17 protein-coding genes are annotated in these 18,234 nt (G+C 64.5%); 8 read left to right on the forward strand and 9 right to left on the reverse strand.

Going from position 1 to position 18,234, the window contains the following annotated elements; all coding sequences use genetic code 11:
* The first annotated feature begins 1 nt into the window (after nucleotide 1).
* Entirely contained in the window at nucleotides 2-1,378 is a 1,377-nt protein-coding gene (locus BM059_RS11355; RefSeq protein WP_074938715.1) for an aspartate aminotransferase family protein, read from the forward strand.
* Between the two features lie 205 nt (nucleotides 1,379-1,583).
* Here BM059_RS11355 and BM059_RS11360 read toward each other — a convergent pair whose 3' ends face one another.
* The 5 genes from BM059_RS11360 to def form a co-directional block, all read right to left on the reverse strand.
* Nucleotides 1,584-1,898 (reverse strand): tetratricopeptide repeat protein, encoded by a 315-nt coding sequence (locus BM059_RS11360; protein WP_037002077.1) that lies wholly within the window; start codon nucleotides 1,896-1,898, stop codon nucleotides 1,584-1,586.
* 124 nt (nucleotides 1,899-2,022) lie between these two features.
* Entirely contained in the window at nucleotides 2,023-3,396 is a 1,374-nt protein-coding gene (gene trkA / locus BM059_RS11365; RefSeq protein ID WP_037002079.1) for a Trk system potassium transporter TrkA, read from the reverse strand.
* Between the two features lie 161 nt (nucleotides 3,397-3,557).
* The gene (gene rsmB, locus BM059_RS11370; RefSeq protein ID WP_074938717.1) at nucleotides 3,558-4,865 is read right to left on the reverse strand and encodes a 16S rRNA (cytosine(967)-C(5))-methyltransferase RsmB; all 1,308 of its coding nucleotides are present in this window, start codon (nucleotides 4,863-4,865) and stop codon (nucleotides 3,558-3,560) included.
* On the reverse strand, nucleotides 4,862-5,806 hold the full coding sequence (fmt, locus tag BM059_RS11375; RefSeq protein WP_074938719.1) for a methionyl-tRNA formyltransferase: 945 nt from the start codon (nucleotides 5,804-5,806) through the stop codon (nucleotides 4,862-4,864). Before fmt ends, rsmB begins: the two co-directional genes overlap by 4 nt.
* Nucleotides 5,807-6,017: 211 nt before the next feature.
* Nucleotides 6,018-6,524, reverse strand: a complete 507-nt coding sequence (def, locus tag BM059_RS11380; protein WP_037002085.1) for a peptide deformylase — start codon at nucleotides 6,522-6,524, stop codon at nucleotides 6,018-6,020.
* A gap of 153 nt (nucleotides 6,525-6,677) precedes the next feature.
* Here def and BM059_RS11385 point away from each other — a divergent pair, with 153 nt between their 5' ends.
* The 3 genes from BM059_RS11385 (at nucleotide 6,678) to BM059_RS11395 (ending at nucleotide 9,536) form a co-directional block, all read left to right on the forward strand.
* A complete protein-coding gene (locus BM059_RS11385; RefSeq protein ID WP_074938721.1) occupies nucleotides 6,678-7,715 on the forward strand; it encodes a LysM peptidoglycan-binding domain-containing protein in 1,038 nt (345 codons plus the stop codon).
* Between the two features lie 81 nt (nucleotides 7,716-7,796).
* Nucleotides 7,797-8,912, forward strand: a complete 1,116-nt coding sequence (gene dprA, locus BM059_RS11390) for a DNA-processing protein DprA (protein ID WP_074938723.1) — start codon at nucleotides 7,797-7,799, stop codon at nucleotides 8,910-8,912.
* Nucleotides 8,913-8,978: 66 nt separating this feature from the next.
* Complete coding sequence (locus BM059_RS11395; protein WP_074938725.1) at nucleotides 8,979-9,536, forward strand: L-threonylcarbamoyladenylate synthase type 1 TsaC; 558 nt, start codon at nucleotides 8,979-8,981, stop codon at nucleotides 9,534-9,536.
* A 94-nt stretch (nucleotides 9,537-9,630) separates the two neighbouring features.
* Here BM059_RS11395 and BM059_RS11400 read toward each other — a convergent pair whose 3' ends face one another.
* On the reverse strand, nucleotides 9,631-10,608 hold the full coding sequence (locus BM059_RS11400; RefSeq protein ID WP_074938726.1) for an NADPH:quinone reductase: 978 nt from the start codon (nucleotides 10,606-10,608) through the stop codon (nucleotides 9,631-9,633).
* Nucleotides 10,609-10,755: 147 nt separating this feature from the next.
* Between BM059_RS11400 and hemF the strand changes: the two genes are divergently transcribed.
* The 3 genes from hemF to BM059_RS11415 all read left to right on the forward strand — a co-directional run bounded on the left by hemF (nucleotide 10,756) and on the right by BM059_RS11415 (nucleotide 13,011).
* Nucleotides 10,756-11,670, forward strand: a complete 915-nt coding sequence (gene hemF, locus BM059_RS11405; RefSeq protein ID WP_074938981.1) for an oxygen-dependent coproporphyrinogen oxidase — start codon at nucleotides 10,756-10,758, stop codon at nucleotides 11,668-11,670.
* 162 nt (nucleotides 11,671-11,832) lie between these two features.
* Nucleotides 11,833-12,654, forward strand: a complete 822-nt coding sequence (gene aroE, locus BM059_RS11410) for a shikimate dehydrogenase (RefSeq protein ID WP_074938728.1) — start codon at nucleotides 11,833-11,835, stop codon at nucleotides 12,652-12,654.
* A 6-nt stretch (nucleotides 12,655-12,660) separates the two neighbouring features.
* On the forward strand, nucleotides 12,661-13,011 hold the full coding sequence (locus tag BM059_RS11415) for a DOPA 4,5-dioxygenase family protein (RefSeq protein ID WP_074938730.1): 351 nt from the start codon (nucleotides 12,661-12,663) through the stop codon (nucleotides 13,009-13,011).
* A gap of 22 nt (nucleotides 13,012-13,033) precedes the next feature.
* Here BM059_RS11415 and BM059_RS11420 read toward each other — a convergent pair whose 3' ends face one another.
* The 3 genes from BM059_RS11420 to betC form a co-directional block, all read right to left on the reverse strand.
* A complete protein-coding gene (locus BM059_RS11420; protein WP_074938731.1) occupies nucleotides 13,034-14,605 on the reverse strand; it encodes a SulP family inorganic anion transporter in 1,572 nt (523 codons plus the stop codon).
* Between the two features lie 58 nt (nucleotides 14,606-14,663).
* Entirely contained in the window at nucleotides 14,664-15,584 is a 921-nt protein-coding gene (gene choX / locus BM059_RS11425; protein ID WP_037002092.1) for a choline ABC transporter substrate-binding protein, read from the reverse strand.
* Nucleotides 15,585-15,658: 74 nt separating this feature from the next.
* Nucleotides 15,659-17,170, reverse strand: a complete 1,512-nt coding sequence (gene betC / locus BM059_RS11430; RefSeq protein ID WP_074938732.1) for a choline-sulfatase — start codon at nucleotides 17,168-17,170, stop codon at nucleotides 15,659-15,661.
* A gap of 113 nt (nucleotides 17,171-17,283) precedes the next feature.
* Here betC and BM059_RS11435 point away from each other — a divergent pair, with 113 nt between their 5' ends.
* Complete coding sequence (locus tag BM059_RS11435) at nucleotides 17,284-18,204, forward strand: choline sulfate utilization transcriptional regulator (RefSeq protein ID WP_037002096.1); 921 nt, start codon at nucleotides 17,284-17,286, stop codon at nucleotides 18,202-18,204.
* The last annotated feature ends 30 nt before the right edge of the window (nucleotides 18,205-18,234 follow it).

An 18,234-nucleotide genomic window follows, 5' to 3' on the forward strand; every position in this document is an offset into this window, starting at 1 on the left:
CATGAGCCATTACGACGAGCTGTTCGCCCAGGACCGTGCCCACTTCATGCACCCGTCCACCCACGCCCATGACCATGCCAGCGGCGCGCTCAAGGGTCGCATCATCACCGGCGCCTCGGGCATTCGTATCAAGGATCACGAAGGCCGCGAGCTGCTCGACGCCTTCGCCGGACTGTACTGCGTGAACATCGGCTATGGCCGTACCGAGGTCGCCGAGGCCATCTACAAGCAGGCCAAGGAACTGGCCTACTACCACACCTACGTCGGTCACTCGACCGAGGCCATCATCGAGTTGTCGGCGCGCATCATCGACTGGGCGCCCAAGGGCATGAAGAAGGTTTACTACGGCCTGTCCGGCTCGGACGCCAACGAGACCCAGATCAAGCTGGTGCGTTACTACAACAACGTGCTCGGCCGCCCGATGAAGAAGAAGATCATCTCCCGTCAGCGCGGCTACCACGGCTCGGGCATCATGACCGGCAGCCTTACCGGCCTGGCCAGCTTCCACCAGCACTTCGACCTGCCTCACGCGGACATCAAGCATGCCGCCTGCCCGCACTTCTACAAGGCGCCGGCCGGCATGGACGAAGCGGCATTCGTGCGTCACTGCGCCGAGGATCTGGAGCGTCTGATCCTGGCTGAAGGCCCGGATACCGTGGCCGCCTTCATCGGTGAGCCGGTGATGGGCACCGGCGGCATCATCGTGCCGCCCACCGGTTACTGGCAGGCGATTCAGGCCGTGCTGGCCAAGTACGACATCTTGCTGATCGCCGACGAAGTGGTCTGCGCCTTCGGTCGTTTGGGCACGCCGATGGGCAGCCAGATGTTTGGCATGCAGCCGGATCTGATCACCACCGCCAAGGGTCTGACCAGCGCCTATGCGCCACTATCGGCAGTGATCGTCGGTGAGAAGGTGTGGAATGTGATCGAGGAAGCCTCGAGCCGCGATGGCGCCATGGGCCACGGCTGGACCTACTCCGGCCACCCGATCTGCGCCGCCGCCGCGCTGGCCAACCTGAACATCCTGGAGAAGGAAAACATCGCCGCCAACGCCGCCGATGTTGGCGCCTACCTCAACCAGCAACTGCGCCAGACCTTCGAAGGTCATCCGCTGGTGGGTGAAGTGCGCGGTGTCGGCATGCTCGCGGCACTGGAGTTCATGGCTGACAAGGAGGCGCGCACGCCTTTCGATGCGTCGCTCAAGGTCGGCCCGCGTGTTTCCGCTGCCTGTCTGGAGCGCGGCATGATCGCCCGCGCTATGCCGCACGGCGACATCCTCGGCTTCGCCCCGCCGCTGGTGTTGACCCGCGCCGAGGCGGACGAGGTGGTGGGCATCGCCAAGGCCGCGGTAGATGCGGTGGCCAGCGAGGTGCTCTAAGGCTGGCTGGGCGCTAGTTATCGGATAGCGGCGTAGGGTGCGCTGTGCACACCGCGGCTGGCTCGGTGCTTCGGCCATCCATTTGCAGAGTCGCAGAGGAAAGTGTGGGAGGGACTTCAGCCGAGACAGCCTGAGTCCCTGAGAACAGACGGTGATGGTTTCGGTGCGCATGGCGCACCCTACGACTGCGGTGCGCAGCTCCAGCTCAACGTGCCTTGTCCAGCTTGCGCAGGAATACCGTCATTTCCTTCTCGGCCTGCTTGTCGCCTTTGGCCTGTGCCGCGGCAATGCCCTGCTGCCAGGCCTGACGCGCGCCGTCGTGGTCGCCGCCTGCCTGCAGCGCCTTGCCCAGCAGTTTCCACGCGGCGGAATAGCTCGGGTCGAATGCCACGCAGCGTTGCAGGTGCTCGGCCGCCTGCGCTGCGTTGCCGCCATCGAGATGGGCCTTGCCCAGGCCGAAGCGCAGCAGGGCGTTGTCCATGCCCTTGGCCAGCATTTTTTCCAGTGCTTCACTGCTCATGGGAGGGCCTCCTTCGTCGGCCAGGCTCGTGTCGATTGTAGGAGCGAGCTCTGCTCGCGAATCTCAGGCGCTCGAAAAGCTTCGCGAGCAGAGCTCGCTCCTACGAGATTTGTCTTCTCTAGCGTCAGAAGAACGTTAACCCCGCCTGGAACAGGCGCTCGACGTCGCGGATGTATTTCTTGTCGACCAGGAACAGGATCACGTGGTCGCCAGATTCGATCACCGTGTTGTCGTGGGCGATCAGCACTTCCTCGTCGCGGATGATGGCGCCGATGGTGGTGCTCGGCGGCAGGGCGATGTCTTCAATGGCGCGGCCGATGACCTTGCTCGACTTGGCGTCGCCATGGGCGATCACTTCCAGCGCTTCGGCGGCGCCACGACGCAGGCTGTGCACGCTCTCGATATCGCCGCGGCGTACGTGGGTCAGCAGGGTGCCGATGGTGGCCAACTGCGGGCTTATGGCGATGTCGATCTCGCCGCCCTGCACCAGGTCGACGTAGGCCGGGTTGTTGATGATGGTCATCACCTTGCGTGCGCCCAGGCGCTTGGCCAGCAGCGAGGACATGATGTTGGCCTCGTCGTCGTTAGTCAGCGCCAGGAAGATGTCGGCGTCGTTGATGTTCTCTTCTACCAGCAGGTCGCGATCCGAGGCGCTGCCTTGCAGCACGATGGTGCTGTCGAGGTTCTCCGAGAGGTAGCGGCAGCGCGCCGGGTTCATCTCGATGATCTTCACCTGGTAGCGGCTTTCGATGGCTTCGGCCAGGCGTTCGCCGATATTGCCGCCACCGGCGATCACCACGCGCTTGTAGCTGTCCTCGAGGCGGCGCATCTCGCTCATCACCGCGCGGATGTGCGCCTTGGCGGCGATGAAGAACACCTCGTCATCGGCCTCGATCACGGTGTCGCCCTTGGGCATGATCGGCCGATTGCGGCGGAAGATCGCAGCGACGCGCGTATCGACGTTGGGCATGTGCTGGCGCAGCTGGCGCAGTTGCTGGCCGACCAGAGGCCCGCCGTAGTAGGCCTTGACTGCCACCAGCTGGGCCTTGCCTTCGGCGAAGTCGATCACCTGCAGAGCGCCGGGGTATTCGATCAGGCGCTTGATGTAGTTGGTCACCACCTGTTCGGGGCTGATCAGCACGTCGACTGGGATCGCTTCGTTGTCAAACAGCGCCTCGCGGGTCAGGTAAGCGGCCTCGCGCACACGGGCGATCTTGGTCGGCGTGTGGAACAGGGTGTAGGCCACCTGGCAGGCGATCATGTTGACTTCATCGCTGTTGGTCACCGCCACCAGCATGTCGGCGTCGTCGGCACCGGCCTGACGCAGCACGGTGGGGAAGGAGCCCTTGCCCTGTACGGTGCGGATGTCGAGGCGGTCGCCAAGGTCGCGCAGGCGGTCGCCATCGGTGTCGACCACGGTGATGTCGTTGGCCTCGCTGGCGAGGTGTTCCGCCAGGGTGCCGCCCACTTGGCCGGCGCCGAGAATGATGATTTTCACCGATACGCTCCGTTGGAAATATTGGCAACCGTCACTCCCGCGAAGGCGGGAGCCCAGGTGCTTCGGTTTTCTGGGTTCCCGCCTTCGCGGGACAGCGCTTGCGCTGAACGCACTTTAGTGCGGCCCGAATAGGGCGAGCGCAGCGAGTAATGACGACTATTTCAGAGTACCTCTGGCCTTTTGAACAGCTTGGCATAGTAGAAGCCGTCATGGCCGTCCAGTTGCGGCAGCAGTTGGCGGCCATGAGCTGGCTGCAAGCCGAACTCGCCGGCGATGGCGACTTCCTGCGCATCGCTGGTGCGGGCGAGGAAGGCGGCGATGGTCTCGCTGTTTTCCGTCGGCAGCACCGAGCAGGTGGCATAGAGCAGGATGCCGCCGGGCGCGAGGGTCGGCCACAGCGCATCGAGCAGTTCGCCCTGCAGTTGGGCCAGGGCGGGAATGTCTTCTGGTTTGCGGGTCAGCTTGATGTCCGGGTGACGGCGGATCACGCCGGTGGCCGAACAGGGGGCGTCGAGCAGGATGCGCTGGAACGGCCGACCATCCCACCAGGCGCCGGTATCACGACCGTCGGCGGCGATCAGGGTGGCGTCGAGGCGCAGACGCTCCAGGTTCTCGCGAACGCGCACCAGGCGCTTGGCCTCCAGGTCGACGGCGACCACTTCGCCCAGCGCTGGCTCGACTTCCAGCAGGTGGCAGGTCTTGCCACCGGGTGCCGCGCAGGCATCCAGCACGCGTTGGCCGGGCCCCAGCTCAAGCAGGTCGGCGGCCAGTTGCGCGACTTCGTCCTGGACGCTGACGCGGCCTTCCTTGAAGCCCGGCAAGGTGGTCACGTCGCAGGGCTGCAACAGGCGCACGCCGTCTCGGCTGAAGGTGCAGGGTTCGGCAGCAAGGCCCGCACTGCGTAGCTCTTCGAGATAGGCGTCGCGGCTGCCGTGACGGCGATTGACTCGCAGGATCAGCGGCGGATGCGCGTTGTTGGCGGCGCAGATGGCCTGCCAGTGCTCGGGCCAGAAGGCCTTGAGCTGTTTTTGCAGCCAGCGCGGGTGCGCGGTATGCAGCACCGGGTCACGCTCGAGTTCGGCGAACAGGGCTGCGTGCTCGCGCTGGGCGCGGCGCAGCACGGCGTTGAGCAGGCCCTTGGCCCAGGGTTTCTTCAGCGCAGCGGCGCAGCCGACCGTTTCGCCGATGGCGGCATGTTCCGGGATGCGGCTGTGCAGCAGTTGGTAGAGACCGATCAGCAGCAGTGCTTCAACGTCCTTGTCGGCAGCCTTGAAGGGCTTTTCCAGCAGCTTCTCGGCCAGCAGTTGCAGGCGCGGCTGCCAGCGCGCGGCGCCGAACGCCAGATCCTGCGCCAGGGCGCGGTCGTGGTGCTCGACCTTGTCCAGCTGCGGCGGCAGGCTGCTGCCCAGCGAAGCCTTGCCGGACAGCACGGCGGTCAGAGCGCGGGCGGCGGCCAGGCGCGGATTCATTGACCGAGCACCAGGCCGGGCGCGAACTGCTCGCGGCGGCTGTTGTACAGATCACTGAATGCCAGCGGTTTGCCGCCAGGCAACTGCAGGCGAGTCAGGCGCAGCGCGCCTTCGCCGCAGGCCACGGTCAGGCCGTGCTTGTCGGCGGCAAGAATGCTGCCCGGAGCGCCCTTGCCTTCTCCGATCTCGGCCGCATGCACTTTCAGCGCATCGCCGTTCAGCGTGGTGTGGCAAATCGGCCAAGGATGGAAGGCGCGCACCAGGCGCTCCAGTTCCACGGCCGGGCGGCTGAAGTCGAGGCGCGCCTCATCCTTGTTCAGTTTGTGTGCGTAGTTGGCCAGGGCATCGTCCTGCACTTCGCCCTTCAGCGTGCCGGCAGCCAGGCCATCGATGGCTTTCAATACGGCCTGCGGACCAAGCTCAGCCAGGCGATCATGCAGGCTGCCGCCGGTGTCGCTGGCGCTGATCGGGGTGCTGACCTTGAGCAGCATCGGCCCGGTATCGAGCCCGGCCTCCATCTGCATCACGGTGACGCCACTCTCGGCATCACCGGCCTGCACCGCACGCTGGATCGGCGCGGCGCCGCGCCAGCGCGGCAGCAGCGAGGCGTGGCTGTTGATGCAGCCCAGGCGCGGGGTATCGAGTACCACTTGCGGCAGGATCAGGCCGTAGGCGACCACCACCATCAGATCAGGCAGCAGCGCGGCCAGCTCGGCCTGCGCGTCTTCATTGCGCAGACTGGCCGGCTGGTAGACCGGGATGCCGTGCTCCAAGGCAAGCTGCTTGACCGGGCTGGGCATCAGCTTCTGGCCGCGACCGGCCGGGCGATCCGGCTGGGTGTAGACGGCAATGATGTCGTGCGGGCTGGCCAGCAGGGCCTTGAGGTGTTCGGCGGCGAATTCCGGGGTGCCGGCAAAGACGATACGCAATGAGTCAGGCATGGGCGGTCACTAAAGAAAAAGGCTTGCCTGGCAGGTCACATGGAAACTACTGCGCTCGGTTATGCCGCGTTGAAAACAGGCTCGGACTGCTCATTTACAGCTCGTAAAGTCGATCGCGACTCCGACCGATCCTCGCCTGTTTTCGCCTTGCCTAACCTTCGCTCGTGACGTTTCCATGCGACCTGCTACGCAAGCCCTTGGAATAAGTGGATCAGGCGCGTTGGCGATGCTGTTTTTCCAGCTTCTTCTTGATACGGTCGCGCTTGAGGTTGGACAGATAGTCAACGAACAGCTTGCCGTTGAGGTGGTCGCACTCGTGCTGGATGCACACGGCGAGCAGGCCTTCGGCGATCAGCTCATAGGGCTGGCCATCGCGATCCAGCGCCTTGATCTTGACCTTCTGCGGACGGTCGACGTTCTCGTAGAAGCCGGGCACCGACAGGCAGCCTTCCTGATACTGGTCCATCTCGTCGGTCAGTGACTCGAACTCGGGGTTGATGAATACCCGTGGCTCGGACTTGTCCTCGGACAGGTCCATCACCACCACGCGCAGGTGCACGTTGACCTGCGTCGCGGCCAGGCCGATACCGGGAGCGTCATACATGGTCTCGAACATGTCGTCGACCAGTTGACGGATGGAGTCGTCCACGACGTCCACCGGTTTGGCGATGGTACGCAGGCGTGGATCAGGAAACTCGAGGATATTCAGGATCGCCATATGCGTTTGTGATGCACTTGTGGAATAAAGTCAAAATCCGCTGCTAAGATGATGAACAGCATTGAAAAACGGCTTCACGCCGCGTAAACAGCGGGTTTGGCACGCGGCGCTAGGGCGCTTCACGTGAAGACACATAATAAAGGGATTCACCGCATGAGGAAATCACTACTCGCCCTGCTCCTGGCAGCCGGCGGATTGGTCCTGACCTGCATGGCTCAGGCCGCAGTGCAACTCAAGGACGGTCATCCGGACCGTTATACCGTGGTCAAGGGCGATACCCTCTGGGATATCTCCGGTAAATTCCTCAGTCAACCGTGGAAGTGGCCGGAGATCTGGCACGCCAATCCACAGGTTGCCAACCCGCACCTGATCTACCCAGGTGACACCCTCAACCTGGTCTACGTCGATGGTCAGCCGCGCCTGATGCTCAACCGTGGTGAGTCGCGTGGCACCATCAAGTTGTCGCCACAGGTTCGCAGCACGCCGATGGCCGAGGCGATCCCGACCATTCCGCTGGAGGCGATCAACAGCTTCCTGCTGAGCAACCGCATCGTCGACACCCCGGAAGAGTTCAGCGGCAAGCCCTATATCGTTGCCGGCAATGCCGAGCGCGTGGTCAGTGGTGCCGGTGATCGTGTCTACGCTCGCGGCAAATTTGACGAGCAGCATCCGGTCTACGGCATTTTCCGTCAGGGCAAGACCTATACAGATCCGGATACCAAGGACTTCCTCGGTATCAACGCCGACGACATTGGCACTGGCGAGATCGTTGCCGAGGAAGGCGATGTCGGCACCCTTGTTCTGAGCCGTTCGACTCAGGAAGTGCGTCTCGGCGATCGTCTGTTCCCCACCGAAGAACGTGCGATCAACTCCACCTTCATGCCTAGCGAACCGACCAGCGAGATCAATGGCCTAATCCTCGATGTTCCGCGTGGCGTTACCCAGATCGGCCAGTTCGACGTCGTCACCTTGAACAAGGGCGCTCGTGATGGCCTGGAAATCGGTAATGTACTGGCGATCTACAAGACCGGCGAAACCGTGCGTGACCGTGTCACCGGCGAGAGCGTGAAGATTCCGGATGAGCGCTCCGGTCTGCTGATGGTGTTCCGCACCTACGACAAGCTCAGCTACGGCTTGGTCTTGCAGGCCAGCCGCCAACTCTCGGTGATGGACAAGGTCCGTAACCCGTAATATCCAACGAGCCCCGCAAATGCGGGGCTCGTGCTTTCTGGCCGCCAGGATGGCGGCGCGACTGATCAGGGAAGAATCGTCATGTCTACATCCTCCTCGTTTTTCCCCGCTGTTTCTCCCGCCGAGCTTGAAGCCCGCCTGCGTCTGCATCTGTTGCCGGAGCTTGGGCCGCGACGATTTCGCAAACTCCTGAGTGCCTTCGACAGCGCCTCGGCCGCGCTCAGCGCTCCGGCCAGTGCCTGGCGTGCCCTGGGGCTGCCGGCCGCCTGTGCCGAGCCCCGGCGCAGCGCGGAAATCCGCGAGCGGGCACGGGCCACGCTGCAGTGGCTGGAAGCACCTGGGCAGCATGTGCTGATGTGGGACGATCCTGCTTACCCGGCGCTGCTCGCCGAGTTGGCGGATGCACCGCCACTGCTGTTCGTGGCCGGTGAGCCGCGCCTACTGGAAGCGCCGCAACTGGCCATGGTCGGCAGTCGACGCGCCTCGCAGCCTGGCCTGGATAACGCGCGTGCCTTTGCTCGCAGCCTGGCTGCCGGTGGCTTCGTCATCACCAGCGGGCTGGCGCTGGGCATCGATGGCGCCGCGCATCAGGGCGCGTTGGAGGAGCGCGGTAAAACGGTCGCGGTTCTGGGCACGGGCTTGCAGTGTCTGTACCCGCGACGCCACGTGGGGCTGGCGGCGCAGATCATTGAGCAAGGCGGTGCACTGGTCTCCGAGCTGCCACTGGACTGTCCGCCGCAGGCGAGCAACTTCCCGCGGCGTAACAGGATCATCAGCGGTCTGTCGCTCGGTGTGCTGGTGGTCGAGGCCAGCCCTTCGAGTGGCTCGCTGATTACCGCACGCCTGGCCGCCGAACAGGGGCGTGAGGTCTATGCGATTCCCGGTTCGATCCATCATCCCGGCGCACGGGGTTGCCATCAGCTGATTCGAGAGGGTGCAACGCTGGTGGAAAGCATTGAGCACATCCTCGAAGCACTGCGTGGATGGCAGACGCCGGTCGTTGAATCCAGATCGGCACCACTTGATAGCGTCGAGCATCCATTGCTGGCCTTGATGCATGCCGCGCCGCACAGCACCGAGGCCTTGGTGCAGAGCAGCGGTTGGCCACTAGCGGAGGTTCTGGCCGCGTTGACCGAGCTGGAACTCGATGGCCTAGTGTGCAACGAGGCTGGGCGCTGGTTGGCGCGCAGTCGTTAGCAGGCCGTGGCAGGTCTTGATGGGCTTGGATAGACTGCCGCCCATCGATTCAGTGGGAGACAGGCGATGGCCAGCAACTGGCAGATACAGCAAACGGCGCGGGTGGTGCGTGAGGGCGGTGTGATCGCTTATCCGACCGAGGCGGTCTGGGGGCTGGGTTGCGACCCGTGGAACGAAGCCGCGGTGGATCGCCTGCTGGCGCTCAAGGAGCGCCCGATGCACAAGGGACTGATCGTGGTGGCCGATGACATCGAGCAGTTCGACTTCCTGCTCGATGATCTGCCAGATATCTGGCAGGAGCGCCTGGCCGGCAGTTGGCCGGGGCCGAATACCTGGCTGGTGCCGCACCAGAATCGCCTGCCCGAGTGGGTCACCGGCGAGCACGACAGCGTGGCCCTGCGCGTCAGTGATCATCCGCTGGTTCGCGCGTTATGTCGCTACACTGGCCCGCTGATCTCCACCTCGGCCAACCCGGCGGGGCGTCCTTCGGCACGTTCGCGTCTGCGCGTTGAGCAATACTTTCCGGGCGAGTTGGACAAGGTGCTTGGCGGTGCTCTGGGCGGGCGCAAGAACCCCAGCCTGATTCGTGATCTACGCACGGGCAATGTGATTCGCCCTTCCTGATCCTGCGCTGCGCAGGGTGATTCACCTGCCGTAGGGGGCGCCGCGCGCACCACGAAAACTACACAGGCCTCAGGACGGTCGGTGCGCAGGTTTATTACGGAAGCAGGATGGTCGAGCCAGTGGTTTGCCGCGAGCTCAGTGCGTCCTGGGCGGCGGCGGCGTCCTTCAGCGCGTAGCGGTTGCTGATTTCCACCTGCAGTTTGCCGCTGGCGATCATGCCAAACAGATCGTCGGCCATGGCCTGCAGGCGCTGTGCGCTGGTGGCGTAGCCGGCCAGGGTCGGGCGGGTGACGTACAGCGAGCCCTTTTGTGCCAGGATGCCCAGGTTGACCCCGGTAACCGCGCCCGAGGCATTGCCGAAGCTGACCAGCAGGCCGCGTGGCGCTACGCAGTCCAGCGAGGTTTCCCAGGTGTCCTTGCCGACGCCGTCGTAGACCACCGGGCACTTGGCGCCGTCGGTCAGCTCCAGCACGCGCTGCACGACGTTCTCATGGCTGTAGTCGATGGTTGCCCAGGCGCCCTGCTCCTTGGCTCGCGCCGCTTTCTCGGCCGAGCTGACGGTGCCGATCAGGTTCACGCCCAGCGCTTTGGCCCATTGGCAGGCGAAGGAGCCGACGCCACCGGCCGCGGCGTGGAAGAGGATGGTCTCGCCGCCCTTGAGCTCGTAGGTCTGGCGCAGCAGATACTGCACGGTCAGGCCCTTGAGCATCACCGCGGCGGCCTGCTCGAAGCTGATGCTGTCCGGCAGTCTCACCAGCTTGTCGGCGGGCAGTACATGCAGCTCGCTGTAGGCACCCAGCGGGCCGGTGGCGTAGGCGACGCGATCACCGACGGCAAAGCCTTCGACTTCGCTGCCGACGGCTTCGACCACGCCGGCACCTTCGGTGCCCAGGCTCGACGGCAGCGCCGGTGGTTGGTACAGGCCGCTGCGGAAATAGGTGTCGATGAAGTTCAGACCGATGGCCTGATTGGCTACACGAACCTCGCGCGGGCCTGGCGCTGCCGGCTGGTAGTCGCGGTATTGCAGCACGTCGCTGCCGCCGTGCTGGCTGAATTCAATACGCTTGGCCATCTCGGATTCCTTGTCTGACTTGGGCCGCCGCAGGCGGCGAAAGGGTCTATCCAAACCTCTCGATTGACCGACGTCAACTGCGGATGTGCCTGGGTGAATGCTATGCTGCCCGCCGATTTCGACCTGCTCTCTGTTCAAGGTGCCGCCGTGACTGACCGTACCGAGGCCGTGAAGGCCTACCTGCTCGACCTGCAAGACCGCATCTGCTCTGCCCTGCAAACCGAAGACGGCCAGGCCGTGTTCGCCGAGGACGCCTGGCAGCGCCCGGCCGGCGGTGGTGGGCGCACGCGGGTGATCGAGAACGGCGCGCTGATCGAAAAAGGTGGGGTGAACTTCTCCCATGTGTTCGGCGACAGCCTGCCGCCCTCGGCCAGCGCCCATCGCCCCGAGCTTGCCGGCCGCGGCTTCCAGGCCCTCGGCGTGTCGCTGGTGATCCATCCGGAAAATCCCTACGTGCCGACCTCGCATGCCAACGTGCGCTTCTTCAGCGCCGAGAAGGAAGGCGAAGAACCGGTGTGGTGGTTCGGTGGCGGTTTCGACCTCACGCCCTACTACGCCAATGAAGAAGACTGCGTGCACTGGCACCAGGTCGCACACGACGCCTGCGCGCCGTTCGGCGCCGAGGTCTATCCCAAGTTCAAGGCCTGGTGCGACCGCTACTTCCACCTCAAGCACCGCGGCGAGCCGCGCGGAATCGGTGGGCTGTTCTTCGACGACCTCAACGAATGGGACTTCGACACCAGCTTCGCCTTCATACGTGCCATTGGCGACGCCTATATCCAGGCCTACCTACCCATCGTCCAGCGCCGCAAGCTGACGCCGTTCGGTGAGCGCGAGCGCGAATTCCAGGCTTTCCGTCGCGGCCGCTATGTCGAGTTCAACCTGGTGTTCGACCGTGGCACCCTGTTCGGCCTGCAGTCGGGTGGGCGCACCGAGTCGATCCTCATGTCGCTGCCACCGCACGTGCGCTGGGGCTACGACTGGAAGCCGGAGCCGGGCAGCGAGGAAGCGCGTCTGACCGAGTATTTCCTGACCGATCGCGACTGGCTTTCGTTCACGTAATGATCCTGTAGCCCGGATGCAATCCGGGGTAATTTAGCGACCGCTCCCGGATTTCATCCGGGCTACGAATTGGCGCCATTTCCCTGTAGGAGCCCGCTTGCGGGCGATCTGGCCGCAGAGCGAATCGCCAGCAAGCTGGCGCCTACACAAACAGGACTTTCCATGGACCGTTACTGCGTCTTCGGCAACCCCATCGGCCATAGCAAATCGCCGCTGATCCATCGTCTGTTCGCCGAGCAGACCGGCCAAGCGTTGACCTATGACGCGCGTTTGGCGCCGCTGGATGATTTCGTCGGCGATGCCCGCGTCTTCTTCGCCGAAGGCCAAGGTGGCAACGTCACCGTACCGTTCAAGGAAGAGGCCTTCCGCCTGGCCGATGAACTGACCGAGCGTGCCCGCCGCGCCGGCGCGGTGAACACCCTGAAGAAACTCGAGGACAGTCGCCTGCTCGGCGACAACACCGATGGCGCCGGGCTGACCCGCGACCTGCAGGACAACGCCGGCTTCAGCCTGGCAGGCAAACGCATCCTTGTGCTCGGTGCTGGCGGCGCCGTGCGCGGCGTGCTCGAACCCTTCCTGGCGCAGAAACCGGCCGTGCTGGTGATCGCCAACCGTACCGTGGCCAAGGCCGAACAACTGGTGCGCGAATTCGCCGATCTCGGCCCGCTGGTTGCCGCCGGCTTCGACTGGATCGATGCGTCGGTGGACCTGATCGTCAACGGCACCTCCGCCAGTCTCGGTGGTGAGCTGCCAGCCATTGCCCCCAGCTTGATCCAGCCCGGCCACACGGTTTGCTACGACATGATGTACGCCAAGGAGCCGACCGCCTTCAACCGCTGGGCTGCCGAGCAGGGCGCAGCGCGTTGCTTGGATGGCCTGGGCATGTTGGTCGAGCAGGCGGCCGAGGCGTTCGAGTTGTGGCGTGGCGTACGCCCGGATACCGCGCCGGTGCTGGCCGAGTTGCGCCGCCAGCTGGCAGTCTGAGTGAGCATGGACGAGCAAGCGCTGCCGAGGATCAGGGGCTACCACGCCCACGTCTATTTCGACGCCAGCACCCTCGACCAGGCCCGTGCGCTGTGCGAAGACGCCGCGCGGCGTTTTCCCTTGAAGATGGGGCGGATGCACGAGCGCCCAGTCGGGCCGCACCCGGATTGGAGCTGTCAGCTGGCTTTTCGTCCTGACCTGTTCGGTGAACTGGTGCCCTGGCTGATGCAGCACCGCAATGGCCTCAACGTGCTGGTGCACCCGATCACTGACAACGAGCTGCGCGACCACCGCGACTGGCCTCTATGGCTTGGTCAAGTGCGTTCGCTGGATCTGAGCGCACTCGCGGACGAATGAGTGGCGGGGCAGATCGCCTCGCTCAATCCTCGAACTGCACCGGGCAGTTTTCCGCACCCTCCAGCTTGAGAATCTCTTCCACCACTTGCGGTCGTGCCTGGCGTAGCACCAGGCTGCGTTGCAACGCCTGCAGGCGGCGGGCCTCCTGGTGCAGCATCTCCACCCCGGCATAGTCGATGAAGTTGATGTGCCGCGCGTCGATTATCAGGCGCTGACCGCGGCTGCGCTGCAGCAGTTGCTGGATGTACTGGCAGGCGCCAAAGAAGATCGAGCCGTCGATGCGCAGCACCTCGTCGTCGCCGTCGTGCCACAGGCGCACACGTGGCTGCGAGGTGCGCTTGAGGTAGAAGAACAGCGAGGCCAGCACGCCGGCGTAGATCGCCGTCTGTAGCTCCAGCAGCAGGGTGGCGGCGAAGGTCAGCAGCATCACCATGAACTCGGCACGGCTGACTCGGCGTAACGCGCGGATAGCCGGCAGATCCACCAGACCCCAGCAGATCAGCAGGATGCCGGCTGCCATCACCGGCAGCGGGATATGCGTCAGCAGCGCCGCACCGAACACGGCGAACAGCGCCACCAGCAGTGCCGAAAACACCCCGGCCAGCGGTGTACGTGCGCCGGCCTGCAGGTTCAGCGCCGAGCGGGTGAAAGAGCCGGCCGACAACGAGGCGGAGAACCACGGCCCGAGCATGTTCGACAGGCCCTGGGCGCGAACTTCCTGGTTGGCATCGAGGAACTGGTGCGACTTCACCGCCAGTGCGCGGGCGATGGACAGGCTGGTGACCAGCCCGAGCATGCCGCAGGCCACTGCGGCCGGCAGCAGGCGCAGCACGTCATCGAGGTCGAAACTCAGCGCAGTCAGAGATGGCAGGCCGCCGGTGAAGGGCGCCACCAGGGCGATGTCAGCGGTGAAGCGTGTTGGCAGCAGCCAGGCCAGCAGGCTGCCAGCGACCAGGCCAATCAGCAGCGCTGGCAACTTCGGCCAAAGCTGCCGCACGACCAGGCTGAGCAGCAGGGTGAAGGCCGCCAGCGCCACGCTGGGCCAGTGCGCCTGTGGCAGGTGCTGGCCGATCTGCAGCAGGCTGGTCAGCGCCGTGGGTTGGCTGGCGACTTCGACGCCGAGCAGATTAGGCATCTGCCCGATGGCAATCACCAGTGCCGCGCCGAGGGTGAAGCCGAGCACCACTGACTGCGAGACGAAGTTCACCAGCGCGCCGAAGCGCAGCAGGCCGAGCAGCCACTGGAACAGCCCGGCGAGAAAGGTCAGCAGCAGGATCAGGGCGATGAATTCGTCGCTGCCGATGCGTGCCATGGGGCTGACGCTGGTGAACAGGACGATGGAGATGGCGGCGGTCGGCCCGCAGATCAGGTGCCAGGACGAACCCCACAGGCAGGCGATGATCACCGGTACGATGGCCGCGTACAGGCCGTATTCGGCGGGCAGGCCGGCAATCAGTGCGTAGGCCAGCGATTGCGGCAGGGCCAGGATGGCGCCGGTCAGGCCCACTAGCAGGTCGTTGCCGAGGGTCTTGCGGCTGGTGCCGGGCAACCAGCGTAGAAACGGCAGCAGGGTCTGTCGGTCAGGTAGGCGCATGGTTCGGTTCGAGGGTGGGCCACAGGCGACTCCACCCTACTCACTTGCAGCGGTTAATTCAAAGCTGCGCCTTCACGGCAGCCAGACCGTCGCCACCGTCGCGGGTGGTCACGCCCTGCAGCCAGCCATCGAGCACCTGCGGATTGGCCTTGAGCCAGGCCTTGATCGCTGCGTCGTTGCTGGCCTGCTTGCTCAGCACCTGATCCATGATGCTGTTCTCCATGTCCTGGGTGAACGTGAGGTTGCTCAGCAGCTTACCGACGTTGGGGCACTGTGCGGCGTAGCCTTTGCGCGCCAGGGTGTTGACCTGACCGCTGTCGCCGAAATACTTCTCGCCGCCCTTCAGGTACTGCATGTCGTACTGCACGTTCATCGGGTGCGGCGTCCAGCCGAGGAAGACCACGAACTGATCGCGTTTCACTGCGCGGCCGACCTGCACCAGCATCGCTTGTTCGCTGGACTCCACCAGCTTCCAGTCACCCAGGCCGAACTCGTCGGCGGCGATCATCTGCTTGATCGACTCGTTGGCCGGCGAGCCGGAGGCGATGCCGTAGAGCTTCTTGCCGAACTTGTCGGCATGCTTGTCGAGGTCGGCGAAGGTTTTTACCCCGGCTTCATAGGCATAGGTCGGTACCGCCAGGGTGTACTCGGTGCCCTTGAGGTTCTGCGCCAGCTTGTCCACCTCGCCGCTGGCGACGAACTTGTCGTAGTTGCTCTGCTGCGCCGGCATCCAGTTGCCGAGGAAGACGTCGACCTGGCCCTTCTGCAGGCCGGCGAAGATGATCGGTACGGCCAGGGTCTGGGTTTGTGCCTTGTAGCCCAGGCCGTCGAGCAGGAAGCTGGCGATGCCGTTGGTCACGGCGATGTCGCTCCAGCCCGGGTCACCCAGCTTGACCGTGGCACAGGCTGCGTCCTCGGCCCAGGCGTTACCGGCACTGGTGAGCGCTGCGGTGAGTAGTAGCACGCTGAATCGGTTCATGGCGTCTCTCCTTTTTTCTTCTGTTTTGGGTAGCGGCAGCTTCAAGGCTCAGGCTTGTGGCGCGGAGCAAAGGTTCAACCGACTGGCGGAAACCGCGCACGGCGTTCCAGATCGTCGAGGTCGATATGGTTGCGCATGTACTGTTGGCTGGCGTCGACCCAGGGCTGGTGATCCCAGCTGGTCAGCGTGCCCTGGCTCAGGGCCTCGGCCACCAGGCGGCGGCGGCGTTGGCTGGCCAGGGTGGCGGCGTGAATGGCCGGGATATCCCAGCGCTCGCGGGCCTCGGCGACGAAGCCGGCGAGGATGCCGCGGTGTTCGCTGGACTCAGCGAGGTTCTGGCGCTCCTGCGGGTCGCTGTCGAGGTTGAACAGCAGCAGTGGGTCCTGCTCGGAATAGACGAACTTCCACGGGCCACGGCGAATCATCATCAGCGGGCTGACGCTGCCTTCGGCCATGTATTCGCCGAGTACTTCGTCATGGCCGCCCTTGCCCTGCAGGTGCGGCAGCAGCGAGTGCCCCTCCAGCTCCAGGCTGTGATCGACCTGGCCGCCGGCCAGCTCGACCAGCGTCGGCAGCAGGTCCAGGGTCGAGACCGACTGATTGACGCGATGCGCGGCAAACCGCTTGGGCGCATGCACCAGCAGCGGTACGCGGGAGGACATCTCGAACCAGTGCATCTTGTACCAGAGGCCACGCTCGCCCAGCATGTCGCCGTGGTCGCCGGAGAAGACGATCAGTGTGTCGTCAGCCAGGCCGCATTCTTCCAGGGTCTTGAGCAGTTTGCCGATGTTGTCGTCGATATAGCTGCAGGCGCCGAAATAGGCACGGCGGGCGTCGCGAATCTTGTCCTCGGGCAGTGGCTTGTCCCACAGGTCGATGACCTTGAGGATGCGCTGCGAATGTGGGTCCTGCTCGGTCTGGTCGATGTGCTGGCGCGGCAGGGGAATGTCCACGCCCTCGTAGCGATCCCAGTATTCGCGCGGGATGGTGTAGGGGTCGTGTGGATGGGTCATCGACACGGTCAGACAGAACGGCTGCTCCGGGGTCATGCGCACATGGTCGTAGAGGTACTGGCGAGCCTTGAACACCACCTCCTCGTCGAAATCCAGCTGGTTGCTGCGCACGCAGGGCCCGGCCTGCAGCACCGAGGACATGTTGTGGTACCAGCTGGCGCGCACGTCCGGCTCGTCCCAGTTCACTGCCCAGCCGTAGTCGGCCGGGTAGATGTCACTAGTCAGACGCTCTTCGTAGCCGTGTAGCTGGTCCGGGCCGCAGAAGTGCATCTTGCCCGACAGGGCGGTGCGGTAGCCGAGACGCCGCAGGTAATGGGCATAGGTCGGCACGTCGGCTGGGAAGTCGGCAGCATTGTCGTAGGCGCCGATTTTCGAAGGCAGCCGCCCGCTGACCAGAGTGAAGCGCGACGGCGCACAGAGCGGGCTGTTGCAGTAGGCCGAGTCGAACACCACGGCCTGCTCGGCCAGTTTCATCAGATTGGGCATCTGCACCGGCGAGGTGGCATCGTGCAGCGGCAGGATCGGTGCGGCCATCTGATCGGCCATGATGAAGAGGATGTTCGGGCGCTTCATGGTGGCGGGTATTCCATACTGTTGGTTTATGCGACAGTGCCGGCACCATGATTCCGGTAGAACGGCAGCAGGGTAAACCCAGCTGGAGAACATGCCTCGGATAAGCAGGGCTTATGTTTAAAACCATCGATGGGTTGTCGCTCGACGCATTGCGGGTGTTCGAGTCGGCCGCGCGCCAGCTCAGCTTCACCGCCGCCGCCAGCGAGCTGGGTAGCAGCCAGCCGGCGATCAGTCAGCAGATCAAGCGTCTGGAGCAGCAACTGGCCACGCGCCTGTTCGATCGTGTCTACCGCGGCATCGTCCTGACCGAGGCGGGCGAGTTGCTGCTGGCCCATGTGCAGGAGGGACTGGCCAGCCTCGATGCCGGGCTCGTCGCCGTCACTGCACGGCAGCAGCACGAGGTGCTGCAGGTGGCCACCGATTTCGCCTTCGCCGCCTATTGGCTGATGCCGCGCCTGCAGCGCTTCAATCGGCTGTACCCGGAGGTCGACGTCAGCCTGATCACCAGCGAGCGCGACCCGGCCACGGTGCCCAGCGATATCGACGTGGCGATTCGTTTCGGCGATGGCCGCTTCAAGCATGGCGAAGCGCACCTGCTGTTTCGCGAGGAGGTGTTCCCGGTGTGCAGCCCGCGCCTGCTCGGCGAGCGTCAGTTGCCGCTGCCGGTCACGGCGCTGGTCGAACTACCACTGTTGCACCTGCGCCCCGAGCATCGCTCGCGCTGGTTCGACTGGGATGGCCTGTTCCGCGCCCTGGGTATCGCCAGTCTGCCGACCCCCGGTGCGCTGCGCTTCGACAACTACACCCTGCTGATCCAGGCCGCGATTGCCGGGCAAGGTGTGGCTATCGGCTGGCGCCACCTGGTGGATGAACTTCTGGCGCAGGGGCTGCTCTGTCGTCTGGGGGATGCCGAGGCGCATTCCGCACGTGGCTATTACCTGGTGCTCCCCGAGCGCAAGCGCCGTCAGCGCCTGACCGCGCGTTTCGTCGACTGGCTGCAGGCCGAACTGGATTCGCCAGCAGCAACCGTTTGATCGGGCCATACTGCAATCGCCAAGCGCGAA

It is taken from the genome of Ectopseudomonas composti (assembly GCF_900115475.1).
GTDB lineage: Bacteria > Pseudomonadota > Gammaproteobacteria > Pseudomonadales > Pseudomonadaceae > Aquipseudomonas > Aquipseudomonas composti.